Origin of the sequence: Olivibacter jilunii (assembly GCF_900607235.1) — a bacterium.
In the GTDB taxonomy this organism is placed as follows: domain Bacteria; phylum Bacteroidota; class Bacteroidia; order Sphingobacteriales; family Sphingobacteriaceae; genus Olivibacter; species Olivibacter oleidegradans.
Genome location: NZ_LR027849.1, coordinates 474,011 through 491,996, shown reverse-complemented (window position 1 = coordinate 491,996; position 17,986 = coordinate 474,011). Strand labels below are relative to the sequence as shown.

Sequence of the window (17,986 nt, the reverse complement as noted above, 5' to 3'; positions counted from 1 at the left end):
TTAATCATTTATATTAGTGAAAATCTTTTCTGTTTTGGATAATAGTTCTTTATTTTCTTCGCTGATCCTCTTATCACTAATGGGTTTTAAAACCTTCCAAACAATCACCATAAGGATCAGCAGCGAAGACAAGCCCATCAAAAAATGTTCAGGTGAATTAAGGAGATCATCTAAAAAGTGAAAAAATAAAGAAATCATAAAGAGACTTGTACAAGTACAAGTTATAAGCACCTGCTTACCTGCTCTTTTGCTTTCATTAATGCTTAAGCTTTTGATGAAAGCAAGATTACTCAACAAATATTCTTTTTTTTGTCTGGTAATGTTCTTCCATGAATTGCTGAATAAATAAATGGATGTAAAGAGAAGAATGAATTCAGAAATACTTTTATAGATGTTATTCAGTTTGTCTGTATATATTACATACCCAATAACCACTAGCGAAAACAAGATTACAAGCATGTACCATACCAAAATCCGGTTTCTCTTTTGCTTTCTCAAATGGACAATTTCATCCTGTACTTCTGTAAAACCCGGAACTAAATCCCTATCTACAGAAAGCCAGGTATTTTTGAGCTGTTCAAAACTATCATTCATACTTTTTCATTTTTATTGACAAAACTTCTTTTATCCTATGGATCCGAACTCTTACATTGGCATGGCTGAGTCCCACAATTCCGGCTATTTTATCCTGATTAACATCTTCGAGGTAGAGGCCGATAATAATCCGGTCCAGTTCTGCAAGTTCATTGATACACTGCCATAATTTTTGGTAACTCCCCTCCTCTATAGCTGTTTCTTTGTATTCAATCTTCGAAAAATCAAAATCAGGAACCCGTTCGTTTCTCCTTTCATTCGCCAACTGCCGCAAACACTTGTTGGTAGCAATCCGATATATCCAGCCCGGAATATTTTCCGTATTTTTTATGGATCCCAAATATTCAAACACGACAATAAAGGTTTCTTGTGTTATATCTTTGGCTTTATCAATATCATTAAAGTACCCAAGACAGACCCTGAATATTTTTGGAGAATACGTTTTGTATATACTTTCGAAATCCATGTACTGTCTAAATACATATGTTGAGGAAATGTTACATGCTTTCTAAAAAAAATCGTAAAACTTCCGTAAATACAATGGCAGTACCTGGTAAATACCTCGTAGCATAAGCGCAAAAACTGGCATGATGGGTATAGTTTTATGTATTTTTCATTGCTATCGACTTCAGCTGAACACACTGAATTAAAGTACATAAAGCAAATCCGAATGGGTTCGGATAACCGAAATAGGATTGTCACATAGTCATTGGATTACCCCACGGGCTTTGCTACGAATTAGCCGGTTGGGTCTTCTGATGTGGAAATGAGCGTTCTTGTTTACAAAATGGTACAGCCATTACCCTCTTCTGAAAAGTTGTGGTAGTATAGGCTTCTGTCCGATTTTGATTGCTTCGATATATGGCTCATAACTTTCTCGGTACCAGGTAACCGTTTGTCTAGACATCTCCGTTAACCTAAATTCCTGTGCGTCGCTTATCGAAAGTGCTTCTGCTAGTTTTCCTTCTTACATTTTTATGGGCAAACACAAAGACATCGTAAAGTATGTGGCTAAAGAGTTGCAGTTAATTTTAAGGAAGTAACCGTCGATAATGGCCAAGATGCATTTCAAACGGCGTTGGCGGTGTACTGAGATCGCTCAATATTTCATGGAGGATAACCAAAAGTCTCTCCGCATCGTACTATTTATATTCTTAAAACTTGATTCTCCACGAGCGACAGCTTCATAGAAAGCAAGTACATTAATTCCTGTACCTTAATTTGTACATAGAAATTGTTAGGGAGTTGTTCATGTGTCTGCTTAGCAAGTTCTATGACTATAATAAAGTATTCCCACCAGTTCGGTCAGTTTTTCGGGAGCGACATTCTCCTTAGGGTCAAAGTCAAGACGATATTTGCAGAAAAACAATGTGGATAATTGTCTATGAAATAAGGATATGTTAGTCGTGCCAAACGTGTGCATAATATTAAAGGTAGAAAATAATCGGGTACATATTCAAAAAATTTCTTTAAAAGTTTGTTGCCTGTTTCGAATATTTAGCTATATTTGTTCACAACAACTTAACGCACTAAGTTTGTTATTAAAAGCACTAACCATTATAACATATTATGAAAAATGATTCAGCAAATATATTTCTACATGTAATTAAGAACGTGAGCACTGTTTAAAAAAGCTATACGATCAGCTAATTGAACTATGCAAAAAATACATCTTATTAAACTACCATCTCATGCTAATACCTTATATACGTTGGATTATCGTATTCTTAGTTTTTATTGCAACGGGGCTTAATTTTCTCGATAGGCAAATACTTTCGATTACCATTATCAAGATCCAGAAAGAGTTTAATATAACGGACATCCAATACGGATGGGTAAACACCAGCTTCTTAGTAAGTTATGCACTGATGTTTACCATTGGCGGCCGACTGATTGAGCGCTTCGGAGGCAAGATTGGTTTGGCCGTCGCCGTAGGTATTTGGTCTACCGCTAGTGCTTTACATGGCTTTATGACACATATTTCACATCTTGTTGCCTCGCGTTTTCTGCTTGGCTTCGGTGAGGGGGCCTGTTTCCCCGGAGCTGCAAAGACTGTAAATGAGCTATTCAATAAAAAGGAACGTGCATTAGCTAATGGAATAGCTATTGGCGGGTCTGCCATCGGAGCGGTATTGGCTCCCGTCCTTACCATTCAGTTATCTAATCGATATGGCTGGCGTTGGTGCTTCATCTTTGCTGGCCTAGTTGGCCTCGTTTGGGTAGCCATTTGGCTCTTTCTGCGTTGGCCAAAACAACATAAACCAAAGACTTACAAGGAGATATATCCATCCAAACCACCTCTGCCTTTTTCTCAAATCTTCAGGAATCGATCAGCCTTGTTAATGTTAATGATACGCTTTTTATTGGATCCCGTTTTCTATTTTTTTATGTTTTGGATTCCAAAGTATTTGAATGAAACCAAAAACGTATCTTTTGATGATATCGGACATTTTTTATGGATACCCTTTCTTGCTCTTGGCTTGTCAAATATTGCCGGAGGGTATTTTTCAGACACATTAATCAAAAAGGGTTACTCGGTTAACAAAGCAAGGAAGCTGGTCATGGGTGTAGCCGCTTTACTCACATTATCAGCCATATTAATACCTCAAACAAGCGATTTACCATCAGCTATTACACTGATGACTATACTGTTATTTGCACACGGTTTTTGGATTACCAATTACATTACCGCTATTTCAGACATTTTTGGAGACAGAGCAACGTCTACTATTGTGGGACTTTCGGGTACTGCCGGTGCTATTTCGGGATTAGTCATTAACCCGCTAATAGGATGGATCATTCAACAGTATTCATACACGCCTTTATGGCTCATATGCGGCCTTATGTATCCTATAGCTTTTTTAATTATCGCAACAGGAATTACTATAAAACCGTATCCAGACAAGACAAGATAAAAAATATCTCATCACTTGGCTAAAGGGATAGCATGAAGTACTTATAAAAAGTTAGTGCGTTAAGAATACAAAAATAAACTAGAACACAGCGAATGAAAAACTTTAACAAGAGAGAGAAAACACGCCCAAGAATAGGCGTATTTGGAGTTGGTTATGCCAAGTATTGGCCGCAATTTGAGGGCCTTTATCAACAAATGTTGGATAAGCAAGCTGTCTTCATCGACAAGGTTAAGGCTTACGACATTGAGCTCATCGAGTTTGGCATGATAGATGACGTAACGGGTGCCTACGCGTTGGTACCTAAACTCAAAGCAGGCAATCTCGATCTAATTTTCTGCGACATGCTTACTTACGCCACTTCTAGCACGTTTGGTGTCATCATCAGATCCTTAGATGTTCCTATTGTGCTAGTGGCACTTCAACCCGACAAAGCATTGAATTATAGCAGAGCATCCACTCATCAACAGCTATACAATGACGACATCTGCTCTTTACCTGAATTCACAGGCGTAGCCGTTCGGATGGGAAAAAAAGCGCCTGAGGTTATTATTGGGACTTTACATGACGACCCAGCGGCAGACGAAGAGATAAAAAAGTATTGCGACATTGCAAGAGTCTTGCATGATCTTAAAACTGCGCGCATCGGTCATATTGGCCACCCCATTGAGGCCATGCTAGATATGCACTCAGATGCCACCATGCTCACTGCTCATTTCGGGCTACATATTGTACAATGTGAAGCACATGAAATCGTAAGCAAGTACAATGAAGTATCCACTGCAGCCGTCGACTACGAGAAAGAAAAAATTTTAGGTTTTTTTGATACACCGGATCCGGTATCTGATCCCATATCTGAAAAACTACGGAGCACTGATCTTGAAGTCGCTGCAAGGGTATCGGTAGCGCTACACACTTTTGTACGCGAAAAAAACCTCACAGGACTCGCTTATTACTACGAGGGCGAGGAAAACAGCTTAACGCAACAGGTAATGACCAATTTGATTGTGGGCAACTCGTTGTTAACGGGTGCAGGTTTTCCGATGTGCGGCGAATCAGACCTAAAATGTTGTATCGCCATGTTGATCATGGAGCGACTTGGTATAGGCGGCAGCTTTGCGGAGTTTCACCCTGTGGATTTCCAAGAGAATTTCATTCTTGTCGGTCACGATGGGCCGCATAACATCTCCATAGCCGAGGGCCAACCGGTCCTGCGGAGCTTAAAAAAATACCATGGAAAACCCGGCTTTGGCGCTGGTGTGGAATTCAAAATCAAGGAAGGTCCTATTACCATGTTGAGCATCACTTCAACCTACGAAGGAAAAATAAAATTCGTCATTGCCGAAGGGATGTCGGTAGAGGGGCCAATTCCGCCGACGGGAAACACCAACACACGTGGTTACTTTAAACCTGATGTGCGTACGTTTTTGACAAAATGGGTAAAAGAAGGTCCTACGCATCATTTTGCACTCGGAATCGGCCATCATGCGCAAAGCCTTAAGAAAATTGGGGAGTACTTAGGAATTGAGGCGGTGATCGTGGCGTAATACCATATCTATAATATTATAAATCTAACCAACTAATTTATGAAATCTTTTGTTAAATTAAAACTGGTTTTCCTTACTGTACTCTTGCTTCTCAGCCAGACCAGTATGGGGCAAACAAAACAAATTCAAGGACGGGTTATCTCGTCCGAAGGCATGCAAGCGCTTCCAGGAGTTAGTATTACGGTCAAAGGGCGAAATGCATCCAGCAAAACGAACGAAAATGGGCACTTTAACGTCAATGCTTCAATTGGGGAAACACTAGTTTTCACGTACGTAGGTTTTGAGCGTAGAGAGGTTCTTGTAGGCACCGATAATAATCTGTCTATTACCCTAACACCAACCGCACAAATATTGGAAGATGTGGTGGTTGTGGGCTATGGCACGCAACGAAAGCGCGACTTAACCGGCTCTATCGTCAATTTATCCGGCAAAGATCTCATACCTACACCTGCCGCCAGCTTTGATCAACTAATGCAGGGCCGAGTGGCGGGAGCCCAGATTACGCAAACCACCGGATCTCCCGGAGGAAATGTCAACGTAGTCATACGTGGTATCAATTCGATTACAGGCGGCAATCAGCCTTTATATGTGATCGATGGTTTTGCTATAGGCGCAGGTGGTAGCGGCTCAGATGCCTCTAGTTTTAATGGGAACTCCTACTCATCCAGCGGTATGGCAAATAATACGGTGGCCAAAATCAATCCGCTCAGCACCATTAATCCATCCGATATCGCATCCATTGAAATTTTGAAAGATGCTTCGGCTACCGCTATCTATGGCTCGCGGGGAGCTAACGGAGTTGTCATCATTACAACAAAACGCGGTAGCAAGGGACAATCAAGTATACAGGTAGAGGCCTCGGGAGGCTTACAGCAAGTAGCCAATAAACTGGACATGATGAATGCAAGAGAATTTGCTGAATTCGTAGCGGAAGGACGCGATAATGCGTGGATATTAGCCGGCGGAAATGCAAGCGATCCCAACGAAGTGCGAAACGGAGCTACCTCCGTTAAACCGGAGTTTAGAAACCCTGGTTCCATCACTACCAATACCGACTGGCAAGATGTCATTTTCCGAACCGCTCCCGTACAGAATTACTTATTCTCTACAAGTGGCGGCCAACAGGTTGTGTATAATGTATCGGCGGGTTATTTTGACCAACAAGGCACTATAAAAAATTCTGATTTCAAGCGATTTAACATCAGAACTAACCTAGACGTCGATCTTACCGAACATCTAAAACTCGGTGTTTCCGTTGCAGGTTCGCACGCTTATGGCAATTTTGCACGAGCTGAAGGCCATCTGGGACAACGTGGACTAATCGCCACAGCCTTAGCGAATTCGCCTGCACTCGCTATTTATAATCCCGACGGCAGTTACACCTCCGAGCTATTAGATCCTTTTGGCGTACCCGTAGAAAATCCCCTACTCGTGATCGATGAATTTAGTGATAGACGATATTCAACGCAGGTGTTCAATAACAACTACCTGGAATACAAAGTAAATGACGATTTAACCATTAAAACATCTATTGGCATCAACTACAATTCAAATAACACGAAGTTATGGAAATCGTCCGAAATTGGCCAATGGGGCGTAAAAACCAGTCCGGCAACAGCAGGTGTTAATCAGCAGACCTCCCTTAATTGGCTTAATGAAAATACGGTTACCTATAACAAGCACCTAGGTGAAAAACATCGTATCAACGCAGTCGCGGGGTTTTCGGCTCAAAAAGATCGATTTGAAATACTACAAGCAGGCGCTACGGATTTCCCGACCGACTACATTCACTATATCGGTGGCGGCAATGTTAATGCCGGTAATAACTATATATCCGAATGGGCAATGCTTTCCATGTTCGGCCGTATCAACTATACGTTTGCCGATAAGTGGCTGTTTACGGGTACGGTTCGACGTGATGGAAGTTCGCGCTTCGGCACCAATAATCGCTGGGGTACTTTTCCATCGGCATCTGTAGGATATCGATTATCCGAGGAAGGTTTCATGAAGAATCAACAACTTATCAACGATTTAAAAATCCGCGCAAGCTATGGTGAATCAGGCAATAATCTCATCGGCAATTATGCACATATCGGCTTATTAGGCACTACTTCTTATGTTAACAACGGAGCTCCAATCTTAGGTATTGTACCAGCAGGCCTTGCCAATGCCGAGCTTACCTGGGAGCGCTCTCAGCAAACTAACCTTGGTATGGATGTAGCATTCTGGAATAGCCGGTTGAACCTTAGCATTGATATTTACCGTAATCTAAAGAAAGACCTACTGCTCAATAACGCCTTACCTGCTATTTCGGGTTTTCTAACAGCGACACAGAACATCGGCGAATTGGAAAACAAAGGACTTGAAATTGCTCTGAACACCGAGAACATTCGAAGTACCGACTTTTCCTGGAGCACCAACTTCAATATCAGCTTTAATAAGAACAAGGTATTGAAACTAAGCACTGTGGGTTCGCGCATCAGTAATTCAACCTACCAGATCACTGAGGTAGGAAAACCGATTTCTAGCTTTTTTCTACTGCACGCCATCGGTGTATTCAAAGACTGGGATGAGGTAAATTCTTCACCGTTGGTTACGCCAAATACCCAACCAGGCGATGTAAAATTTGCGGATGTGAATGGCGATGGTCGGATAAGCGATGATGACAAAACCATTGTGGGAAATCCTATGCCCGATTATACCTTTGGATTTAACAACAGCTTCCGCTATAAAAACCTAACGCTAAATGTATCTGTTGTAGGTAGCCAAGGTCAGGAAGTTTACTTTCAAGGTGGAGAGATCTTGTTGAACAGTGCGGGTGTACAAAATCAGTTAGCGTTAGCAAACGACCGTTGGCGGTCACCTGAGCGGCCAGGAGCCGGCTTAGTACCTCGGGCTATCCGGAGTGATTATGCACGTGGCCAGCAATTCAGTTCGCGTTACCTCTTTGATGGCTCTTTCGTCCGCGTCAAGAACATCAATCTTGCTTATCGCTTTCCCGAGCGTCTGCTCAAACAACTGAACGTACCCGGTTTAACCATTTATGGTGACGTGGCCAATGCCTTCACCTTTACAAACTACCCCTCTTATGACCCGGAAGTAAGCTCTACAGGTGATAACATCGCAGCAAGTGGTGTAGATTATTTTGGCTATCCTTTGGCAAGAACCTTTACAATAGGAATTCGTGCCACCTTAAAATAAACAATTAGGATTTCACTTTATAAACGACATTATGAAAAAGTACTGGTTAAGCATTTGCATCGCATGCACTCTCTTGGTAAGTGCCTGTAGCAATTTTTTAGAACTGGAACCTGAGAATCAAATCAATCAGAACAATTTCTATAAAACCGAAAAAGATTTCGAGACATCAATGGTAGGCATTTATGCCACTTTGAAGAACCTATACGCCCGTGACATCTTTTTCATTACAGAATTAACAACAGATAACGCTGAAATATCTATTCCGACATCATCACTGGCTGAAGTAGAATTTGACGAAATGACCCTTACAGCAACCAATACCATTATTCAAAGCGCTTGGAATAGTGCACTCTTCACGGTATCCCGTTGTAATGTACTATTGAATCGCATCAATGAGGCTGCGATTGATGAGATCGCTAAAAACAGAATCGCTGCAGAAGCTCGATTTATGCGGGCATTAAGCTACTTTTTTTTGGTGCAGGCCTTCGGTAATACACCAGTTACAGATGCCGAGTTTAACAGTCCGGCGCAGGTTTTCGCAGCGGATATTACCTTAAAGCCAAGTGAGGAAGTGTATCAACTGATCATCAGTGATCTGCTCACTGCTGAAAGTCAGATACCAATCAATCTGAATCCAAATAAAGGTCAAGTGTCTATCGGCGCCATAAAAACGCTGTTGGGTAAAGTATACCTTACCCAACACAACTACATGGACGCAGCAGCCAAGTTAAAAGAGGTCATTGATTTAGGTCATTACAGCTTGGTTGATAACTATAAAAGTCTTTTTCAACCCAGCAATGAAAATTTGGCAGAATCCATCTTCGAATTCAAATACACTTCAGGTGTCAATCTTGGCAACAGCTATTCTTCACTATTTACCCCAGCTATTATCGGGCTACTGCCCGACCGGCAATCGGGATCGGGTCGTATCAATCCTACCTTAAGCTTGATGCAGGCCTACGAATCGGGAGATGTACGTATGTCTGCATCGGTCGGCGATTCTATTCTTACAGATGTGGGCATGGTTTACAGTCGTTATGGGTTAAAGTTTGTAGATATGACTACAAACAACCCACTCGATGGGTCGGCTAATTTCACTGTTTTGCGTTATGCAGATGTATTGCTCATGTATGCCGAAGCGCTAAACGAACAGGGATCTGCCGATGCAAACACTTATCTAAATCTCGTCCGTTCCCGAGCTGGATTAAACTCTTTCGAAAAAAACGATACAGAAGCATTGCGGCAAGCAATTGCACAGGAGCGCCGGGTTGAATTTGTTTTTGAAGCCCAACGCTGGTTCGACCTAAAACGTACCGGTAAAGCACAGGAAGTGATCAATGCTTACTATGCACAAAAAGGATTGAAATTTTCCGTGGAAGATCACGAATTATTATTGCCGATTCCCCGGCGGGAAATTGAAATAAACCCTAAATTACAGCAAAACCCAGGTTATTAAGGTTACTAAGCAGCTATGAAATATAGAAAGCATGTATCGTTGGCACCGCTGCTCTTGTGCGTTATGTTGATGATGAGCAACAGCATCTCTGTAGGTCAGATAAACACCAATTTGAAAGGGAAACGCTTTGACAATATCACCTTAGAAGTTTCGTTGAAACCCTTTAAAGTGAAAGATGCCAAGTACTATCAGTTGGTGGCCGTAGAGATGTTCACGCAATGGCACGCGCTCTTGCGTCACGCCGATACCGTCTCCGTTCTATTATGGGTAGCGGATGGTTCGGAAATTCTCGATTATAAGGGTAATTTGAACCAAGCCTTGGAGTGGGCAAAGTATATCGGCAATCCTAACACCATGCATGCCATTGGCACAGGCCCAAAAGAGCTCTCTCTCCATGAACGGGCTTATCTTTACCAAGATGCACCACCCGACTTCCTATACGGCGACCTTAAAGAAATTATCGACACGCTTAAGCGGGTTGGAAAACAACTCACCGGAAAACCAATACGTATAGGCGCCACCTTTGATCCAGGTCCGGAATTCGCAAAATCGCCCTTCAAGTACGAGAAACATCCCGAAATTGTCGAGGGAAGTGCTATGGGACATAAGAGCTTTGTCTACAGTTACGCAACTCTAAAAGCCGACAAAGAAAACTACGCAGGCTATCCCAAAGGTATTCCTGCCAACACCCCCTTTGGTACTTTCTTCGGCCGACAAAGTCAACATTTTCTAAGTGATTTGGGATTCGATTATATTTGGTTTAGCAATGGATTTGGTTTTGGCATGGAACCTTGGTCATCAACCGGTGTTATTTTCACTGGCAGCGATTTTAATACGGATAAATTAGCTGATATCAAAGCAAAAATTCTTGATTTTTGGACCCTGTTCAGGCGGGAATGCCCGAGCATTCGGATCGAAACTCGTGGAACCAATTTGTCTACCGGTATTGATCTGGCCAAAGACGGCGTTGACTTACAAGCCATCTATCGAGGTGGTTTCAATATCCTTCCGCCACCAAATTCACCATGGGCCGCCTTAGATGGCGACTTTGGGCTCGAGCTGGCGGGCTATATGTCACGCATGGCTGAACTACCCAGCAATCAGTATATCTTTCGCTTCTATACGCACGACCCCTGGTGGTTAAACAGCCCATGGTTAGATCGCTACGGACGCGAGCCACATGATATCTATTTACCGATGAGTGTCGCCCGCATTGATGAAAATGGAAATGTAGCCCTGCCTACGCACTTAAATTTTTTGACGATTGATGACTCTTTTGGTAATATGCCAACACAAGTACCCGACGAGGTTACGCCCCATATCCTAAAGGCCCGGTATGATGCCCCTGATGCACCTGGCCCACTTGTTTGGGTATATCCGTTTGCAGAATATCATCGTTGGGCTAATCAGAAAATAAACCTGGAGGAGATCTATTACGGCGACTGGTTTGTTCGACAGGCGATCAACAATGGGTTGCCCTTGAACTCCGTTATCAGTACCGAGTCTTTCGTCAGTGTCCGGCATGCAAAACCGTCCTTATTTAATGCCTCCACTCTTCTCAGTATCGTACCGGATCCAAATTCGGCTTATGAAAACGCGCTGATTGACTACCTTCAAACCGGCGGTAAAGTAGTCCTTTATGGCCCCCTCGAACGTGCAAGCGAGCAGCTTCTTGGCTTACTTAATCTACAAAAAGTTGAACCGCTTGAAGGTGAGTTCGAGATAAAAAGTACATTTAAAGGCGATCAATTGCAAGAAACTTATCCAAAAAAGATTCGTCATCAGGCGCTTCTCTCAGGAGGTGGTATCCGTAGCAAAATTCGAGATACGCAGGATAGCAACAGTAAGGTTTATGTCAGCTTCAGCCAAGGACACAGATGCCGTGATGTTGTAACATTGCGATCGCTTCCCGCCTGGAAAGGAGGAAAAATTGCTTATCTCGCTGGCACCAATTCAAGCCATTTCGCAGGAGGCCGACTTCTAAACCCTGATGACCCCAATACATATTTTGTTGGCCCATTGTATCTGCGTTACGTTCTTGATGCTTTCGGAATCGATATAAGATTCCAGAAGTCATCACCAACGATCAAAAACCCTGTACTGAGCATCGCGCGAAGTAACAATGCCTATCAATTCTCAGGATACGCACCCAATACAAGCGTTATTCACAAGTTTAAGTTGGCTCAAGGGGCGCCCTTGCTCCTGGGTTATGACACTCAATTGCACGAAGGTTATAGTCAATATCTGTTCCCCCCATCTTGGCACCGCGAATGTAGGCTCTTCGTTACACAGGCCGACGGTTTAGTTTCTTGCAAGGAAATACATTCTGGCGAACTCGGTATTAGCCGACGCTTAAAAGTTAGCGGATTAAAGAATGCGACGGTACGTGTATATCCACCCGAAGCAATTGGTAAACAAGAAATCAATTTTTACTTAAATAGCGACTATCCCTGGAAAAAAGGAAAAATACCTGTAAAAAAAGGAGATGAAACGCTTGGACACCATTATGTAATAGAGGATGTCACCGGAGATTTGGTGGTGTCCTGGTAAACATAAATCCATTCTTTATGAAAACAGTCACTTATTTATTTTTCAGTCTATATTTTATTAGCCTAATTTCAGCGCAACAACTGACTCCGGCAACACCTCAAGATTACCTCGTATCGGTAAAAAACATCCTAAAGACGAAGTTTCCAAACAATAAGACCATTAATCTCGTGTTCCACGGGCATTCTGTCCCTTCTGGTTATTGGGCCAATTCAGAAGTGCACACTCTGCAATCATATCCATACCTGTTATTAAAACGGCTTAAAGAACAATACCCTTATGCGGTGATCAACATCATTCTGACCTCTATTGGGGGTGAATGGTCAACAAAAGGCGAAAAGCGCTTTATAACCGATGTTTTGCCACATAAACCTGATGTAGTCTTTATTGATTACGCGTTGAATGATCTTGGCATCGGTCTAAGACAATCCAAGGTGGCTTGGGCATCAATGATTGAAGCAGCCCAAGCCAAAGGTATCAAAGTGATCCTTTTAACTCCCTCTCCAGATCAACGCCAAGCTATTGCCGACGCGAAGAGTCCTTTATCGCAACATGCACAACAGATACGCAACCTTGCAAGGGAATATCAGGTTGGCCTTGCCGACCCCTATCAGCGGTTTGTGCAAATAGTTAACGAACAAGGCGGGATACGGAACTATATGTCGCATATTAATCATCCCAATGAAAAAGGACATGCCCTTATTGCCGATGAACTATTCAAATGGTTTCAATAAATAATCATCCAATCATCATGAACATAGGCTTATCTACTTTTTATCTACTTGGCTTACTTGTATATCTTTCTATTAATACCAAAGCACAAGAACGTCCTATTTTTGGTCATTCTCCCGTCCAGCAGTTGATTGACGCCATGACGAATGAAGAGAAATCCTTGATGGTAACAGGTGCAAAACGACGAGGAGTCATCCCGACAGCGCTTCCGGGCCAGCAACAAAAAAACATAGAAGGTGTAGGAGGCTACACCTATCCGTTTGTAGACCTCGGCATTCCTTCCATCATGTTGTCCGACGGACCTGCGGGATTGCGTATCGCTCCCCGTCGCTATGGCGACAGTAGCCACTATTATTGCACAGCATTTCCGGTTGCCAACCTGTTAGCTTCTAGTTGGGACCTTCAGCTTGCTGAAGCGGTAGGAAAAGCAATGGGTCAGGAGGCGTTGGCTTATGGCGTCGATATATTATTAGCTCCGGCATTGAACATCCACCGAAACCCATTGGGAGGGCGCAACTTCGAATATTATTCTGAAGATCCCCTCCTATCGGGAAAAATGGCAGCTGCCGCTATCAAGGGGATTCAATCTCAGGGCGTTGGGACTTCTATCAAACATTTTGCAGCCAATAATCAAGAAACCAACAGACGAACTATTAATACTATCATCAGTGAACGCGCTTTACGCGAAATTTACTTAAAAGGTTTTGAAATAGCAGTAAAAGAAGGCAAACCATGGACGGTCATGTCATCTTACAATAAAATTAATGGTATACATACATCGCAAAACGTTGAACTCCTGGAAAACTTGTTGCGTAAAGAATGGGGTTTCGACGGTTTTGTCATGAGTGATTGGTATGGAGGAGATGATCCAATCAAGCAAATGAAGGCGGGAAATGATCTACTAATGCCAGGTTTAGCGACTTGGTCGAACAGTATAGACAGCGCCTTGAACACTGGGTCTCTAGCAACTGAAGTGGTCGACCGTAACATTCGGCGCATATTAAGCATTGTACAACGTACTCCTACTTTCAAAAACCGTCCCGTTAGCAATCAACCAAATTTGAAACAGCATGCTGAATTAGCCAGAAAAGCCGCAGCTTCCTCTATGGTATTACTAAAAAATGAAAATACCACCTTACCGCTGGATAAAACACAGAAAGTGGCAGTTTTTGGCAACTACTCCTACAAACTCATTGTTGGAGGTACCGGAAGTGGAATGGTCAATAACGCCTACAGTGTTTCATTGGCTGATGGTTTAGTGGCTGCTGGTTATCCGTTAGACCAAGATTTGGCCAATCGATACCACAACTACTTAGCCCTAGGGGAAAGAAAGATAGACAAAAGCGACAGTTTGATAACGGCTATGCCGAAGCTCGACAGCGTGTTAAACGAACTTCAATTAGGTAAAAAAATAATACAAGAAAAAGCAGCGAGCTGTGATGTAGCATTGATTTCACTTATGCGTGTATTTGGAGAAGGGGGAGACCGTAAGCAGACGGACTTTTATCTCACGAATGCAGAAGAGGAACTAATCAAGCAGGTTTCAACAAGCTTTCGTAAAAAAGGTAAAAAGGTTGTGGTCGTACTCAATATTGGAGGCGTAATAGAAACAGCCAGCTGGCGCGACCAAGTAGATGCTATTTTACTCGCTTGGCACCCAGGGCAAGAAGGCGGTCACGCCATGGCCGATATTATTAGTGGGCGCATCAACCCGTCAGGTAAACTGACAACGAGCTTTCCTCTTCGTTATGAAAATGTACCCACAGCTAAGAATTTCCCCGGCACACCTGCAGACAACCCATTAAAAGTACTATACGAAGAAGGCATCTATATAGGCTACCGTTACTATGATAGTTATAATAGAAAAACTGCTTATCCATTTGGTTATGGATTATCTTACACGCGCTTTAGCTACAAAGAGCCGATATTGAGCACAAAAGTATTCAGAGACAATCTCAACTTGTCAATTTCTATTCAAAATGACGGGCCGGTCGCTGGCCGCGAAGTGGTGCAAGTATACCTTCGTGCCCCGGGTCTAAGTATGCACAAACCAAGCAAAGAATTAAAAGCCTTCGCTAAAACCGGCACGTTGACTCCAGGTGCAATGGAGAGAATGGATTTCCAGATTGACCCGCTACTATTGGCTTCTTTTAATAGCAAAAAAAGCGCATGGGAGGTTGAAGCAGGGACATACGAGCTCTATATAAGCAGCTCCAGCAGCCATATAAAGAAAAAAGTATCCTTCAATGTGCCAAAAGGGATGCTTGTAAAAAAAGTCGAAAAGCTGTTAGCCCCACCAGAAGAAATCAATGAATGGACGGGAAGATAAACGGTTATGACTTGGAGGGTTCATATTGCGGATGAGCCACCACGGCAAACTTGTATTTATCCCCCCGGTAATAAGAACGTTCAATTTCGATTACTTCTTCCGCTGGGGTGAGTACCACCCCATCCAGTGCGAAGACTGCAATTGGCCGATCTACTTCAAAATTATTGTGGTTATCTTTCGGGTATAAGATGTCAGCGCTTAGAGTTTGTTTAACATCATTAATTTGAAGTTTATAATGGTCTTCATAAGTTTTAAAGTAAGAAATGTCTGTAGACAGACGATCTATCCGTGGGCAGAGCTGAAGAGAAATGTAACGAATTTCATCTTTGAGCACGTCATCATCCGCGTAACGCAACAGATGGATTTTCAGGACGGGACCTTCTATAATGTAATGCTTTCCCATAACAGCCGCCGAAAGACCATCTTTCAAGACAGTTTTCTCCAAGAGGATGTTCTTTGGTGTAAAACCTTCCACTTGAAGACCTTCATTGAACCCCCTCCGCGTAGAATCAATAGAACCCAAAGTGCGCAAGAGCTGATGGTCAGACGTACGATTCAGCACAAAAGTGCCCTTCCCTTTTATTCTACGTGCCCACCCTTTCGACTCGATTTCAAGGAGGCTTTTACGAGCCGTAGTATTGCTAATATGATAGGTTTTGATCAATTCGTTTTCAGAAGGAACCTTATCGCCCGGCAACAATTCGCCAGATATAATTTTTTCTATAATCTCTTCACTGATGGCAACAAACTTCGGCTTCATTCGTAAATTATTAAATCTCGAAACTAATCATCAGACGAATATAGTCAATTTAACGATAAACGAATCATTTTTGTTACTCGAATAGTTTGTTAGACGTATATCTTTTTATCCGATTAATATGCAAAAAAATAAAATTAAACTTCTTATAATTGTTCAATGGCTCCTGTTGCCCCAACTTCTTTTGGGGCAATTACATATCAGTGCCAATCATCGCTACCTAGCACACAATAACAAGCCTTTTCTGTGGATTGGGGATACCGCTTGGGAGCTGTTTCATAAGTTAAATGTGACCGATGCCGAGTATTATTTGGAAACACGGGCTGAGCAAGGGTTTACGGTAATCCAAGCGGTGATACTTTCGGAAAACAATGGCTTAAGAACTCCGAATTATTATGGAGAAAGACCTTTGCACAATCTTAATCCGGAAACCCCTAATGAAGCGTACTTTAAGCAGATAGATAGGCTGATAAACAAAGCTGAGCAATTAGGCCTTTATATGGCTCTCTTACCAACATGGGGGGATAAGGTAAAATCTAACCGCCCTGGTCAAGGGCCTGTTATCTTCAATAAAGAAAATGCCTACACTTACGGAAAATATTTAGGAAAGCGGTATCAGAATAAGCCTGTTATTTGGATGCTCGGAGGCGATAGAAACGTAGCTGACACGACCGTTGTAGCTATCTGGAAGAGCATGGCTACGGGAATACAGGACGGTATGGGCAGCAACGCAATTATAAGTTATCATCCCGCTGGCGAATCATCATCATCCCACTGGTTTCATAACGAATCTTGGCTATCATTTAACAGTTATCAAAGCGGACACGCCCGCCCCTATTTCCCCGTTTACAACTTCGCTTCCTATCATTATTCTATACAGCCGCTTAAGCCCTTTATCGATGTTGAACCCGCTTATGAAGATATACCTATTCGGTTTTGGGATTTTATTCGTTGGGATGGTAAAGCGAAGTTGCCCAATCAAGTAGTAGACGCAGATGGATTTATACGTAATAAGGAGTATTTTAAACAAGGCTATTTTACTGATTACGATGTACGGGTACATGCCTATTGGAACATTTTATCTGGAGCGTGCGGCTATACGTATGGCAACAACGCCATTTGGCAGTTTTTTTCCGCAGGAGATTCGACGGCTATTCCTTGCTTATATGATTGGAAAACGGCGTTACATCGCCCAGGGGCTAAGTCAATGTCCGCCTTAAAAAACCTTTTCGAGCTACGGAGCTTTGCAAAGCTTGTACCAGACACCACGATGATTTTGAGCGAATATGGTAAAGACAGCACCTATATTAGTGCTGCCAGGGCTAATGACTACAGCTTTGCTTTAGTATACGCTGCTATTGGCCAATCGCTACGTATAGACCTCACCGGATTTAAATCTACCGTACGCGCACAATGGTATCAACCCAAAGACGGCCGTTTTCTTTATATTGGAGAATATAGCAATCGGTGTCCGACAACCTTTACACCTCCCACTCAAGGTCGGGATCAAGACTGGTTACTCGTTCTAGACGAAAAAAAGCATTTTAAGTAGCGAGCTCTATCATTGACCTTCCTAGCTTGGGGTAGATAGTAAATATAGGTGACAGGAATAAATGCTGCGCCAACGCAAGGAGTAGGATTTCATATTTATTGCCTATTAACACTGACTTCATAGTGCGGCTTTTATCGTGAAAAAAAGTTATAGGTTTTATATCTATTACATCACAATTGCTGCGATTAAATTTCGGCATTTTTTTCCAACAACTCAAAAACTAGATTAGTCTGTCCGATTTTGATTGCTTCGATATATGGCACATAACTTTCTCGGTACCACGTAACACATATCCGTTAACCTAGATTCCTGTGCGTCGTTTATCGAAAGTGCTTCTGCTAGTTTTCCTTCTTGAACCA

At 42.5% G+C, this 17,986-nt stretch carries 11 protein-coding genes; 8 read left to right on the top strand and 3 right to left on the bottom strand.

The features are described from left to right. Together E0E36_RS08090 and E0E36_RS08085 are read right to left on the bottom strand one after the other, a co-directional pair. Positions 1-594 (bottom strand): hypothetical protein, encoded by a 594-nt coding sequence (locus E0E36_RS08090; RefSeq protein WP_130855520.1) that lies wholly within the window; start codon positions 592-594, stop codon positions 1-3. Next, positions 587-1,060 carry an RNA polymerase sigma factor gene (locus E0E36_RS08085; RefSeq protein ID WP_130855519.1) on the bottom strand — a complete coding sequence of 158 codons (474 nt, stop codon included), beginning with the start codon at positions 1,058-1,060 and terminating at the stop codon, positions 587-589. Before E0E36_RS08085 ends, E0E36_RS08090 begins: the two co-directional genes overlap by 8 nt. Positions 1,061-2,285: 1,225 nt before the next feature. On the opposite strand from E0E36_RS08085, the gene E0E36_RS08080 reads away from it, so the two are divergent. From E0E36_RS08080 to E0E36_RS08050, 7 genes are all read left to right on the top strand, one after another. Continuing rightward, on the top strand, positions 2,286-3,509 hold the full coding sequence (locus E0E36_RS08080) for an MFS transporter (protein ID WP_130855518.1): 1,224 nt from the start codon (positions 2,286-2,288) through the stop codon (positions 3,507-3,509). 92 nt (positions 3,510-3,601) lie between these two features. Beyond that, entirely contained in the window at positions 3,602-5,053 is a 1,452-nt protein-coding gene (locus tag E0E36_RS08075) for an L-fucose/L-arabinose isomerase family protein (RefSeq protein WP_130855517.1), read from the top strand. Positions 5,054-5,092: 39 nt separating this feature from the next. Then, complete coding sequence (locus tag E0E36_RS08070; RefSeq protein ID WP_130855516.1) at positions 5,093-8,254, top strand: SusC/RagA family TonB-linked outer membrane protein; 3,162 nt, start codon at positions 5,093-5,095, stop codon at positions 8,252-8,254. Between the two features lie 31 nt (positions 8,255-8,285). Further along, on the top strand, positions 8,286-9,710 hold the full coding sequence (locus E0E36_RS08065) for a RagB/SusD family nutrient uptake outer membrane protein (RefSeq protein ID WP_130855515.1): 1,425 nt from the start codon (positions 8,286-8,288) through the stop codon (positions 9,708-9,710). Between the two features lie 15 nt (positions 9,711-9,725). Then, positions 9,726-12,260 (top strand): hypothetical protein, encoded by a 2,535-nt coding sequence (locus tag E0E36_RS08060; protein ID WP_207303737.1) that lies wholly within the window; start codon positions 9,726-9,728, stop codon positions 12,258-12,260. A gap of 17 nt (positions 12,261-12,277) precedes the next feature. Further along, the gene (locus E0E36_RS08055; protein ID WP_130855514.1) at positions 12,278-12,991 is read left to right on the top strand and encodes an SGNH/GDSL hydrolase family protein; all 714 of its coding nucleotides are present in this window, start codon (positions 12,278-12,280) and stop codon (positions 12,989-12,991) included. 17 nt (positions 12,992-13,008) lie between these two features. Beyond that, positions 13,009-15,318: a beta-glucosidase gene (locus E0E36_RS08050; RefSeq protein WP_130855513.1), complete on the top strand. Its 2,310-nt coding sequence runs from the start codon at positions 13,009-13,011 to the stop codon at positions 15,316-15,318. Positions 15,319-15,322: 4 nt separating this feature from the next. Here the strand turns inward: E0E36_RS08050 and E0E36_RS08045 are convergent, their stop codons facing one another. Continuing rightward, complete coding sequence (locus E0E36_RS08045) at positions 15,323-16,078, bottom strand: GntR family transcriptional regulator (RefSeq protein ID WP_130855512.1); 756 nt, start codon at positions 16,076-16,078, stop codon at positions 15,323-15,325. A gap of 118 nt (positions 16,079-16,196) precedes the next feature. Here E0E36_RS08045 and E0E36_RS08040 point away from each other — a divergent pair, with 118 nt between their 5' ends. Next, positions 16,197-17,627 (top strand): glycoside hydrolase family 140 protein, encoded by a 1,431-nt coding sequence (locus E0E36_RS08040; protein ID WP_130855511.1) that lies wholly within the window; start codon positions 16,197-16,199, stop codon positions 17,625-17,627. Positions 17,628-17,986 lie beyond the last annotated feature (359 nt).

Bases quoted from the DNA above. Each gene is read 5' to 3' on its own strand.
- E0E36_RS08055 (WP_130855514.1), top strand. From the start codon at position 12,278: ATGAAAACAGTCACTTATTTATTTTTCAGTCTATATTTTATTAGCCTA.
- E0E36_RS08080 (WP_130855518.1), top strand. From the start codon at position 2,286: ATGCTAATACCTTATATACGTTGGATTATCGTATTCTTAGTTTTTATT.
- E0E36_RS08065 (WP_130855515.1), top strand. From the start codon at position 8,286: ATGAAAAAGTACTGGTTAAGCATTTGCATCGCATGCACTCTCTTGGTA.
- E0E36_RS08075 (WP_130855517.1), top strand. From the start codon at position 3,602: ATGAAAAACTTTAACAAGAGAGAGAAAACACGCCCAAGAATAGGCGTA.
- E0E36_RS08040 (WP_130855511.1), top strand. From the start codon at position 16,197: ATGCAAAAAAATAAAATTAAACTTCTTATAATTGTTCAATGGCTCCTG.
- E0E36_RS08070 (WP_130855516.1), top strand. From the start codon at position 5,093: ATGAAATCTTTTGTTAAATTAAAACTGGTTTTCCTTACTGTACTCTTG.
- E0E36_RS08045 (WP_130855512.1), bottom strand. From the start codon at position 16,078: ATGAAGCCGAAGTTTGTTGCCATCAGTGAAGAGATTATAGAAAAAATT.
- E0E36_RS08090 (WP_130855520.1), bottom strand. From the start codon at position 594: ATGAATGATAGTTTTGAACAGCTCAAAAATACCTGGCTTTCTGTAGAT.
- E0E36_RS08085 (WP_130855519.1), bottom strand. From the start codon at position 1,060: ATGGATTTCGAAAGTATATACAAAACGTATTCTCCAAAAATATTCAGG.
- E0E36_RS08050 (WP_130855513.1), top strand. From the start codon at position 13,009: ATGAACATAGGCTTATCTACTTTTTATCTACTTGGCTTACTTGTATAT.
- E0E36_RS08060 (WP_207303737.1), top strand. From the start codon at position 9,726: ATGAAATATAGAAAGCATGTATCGTTGGCACCGCTGCTCTTGTGCGTT.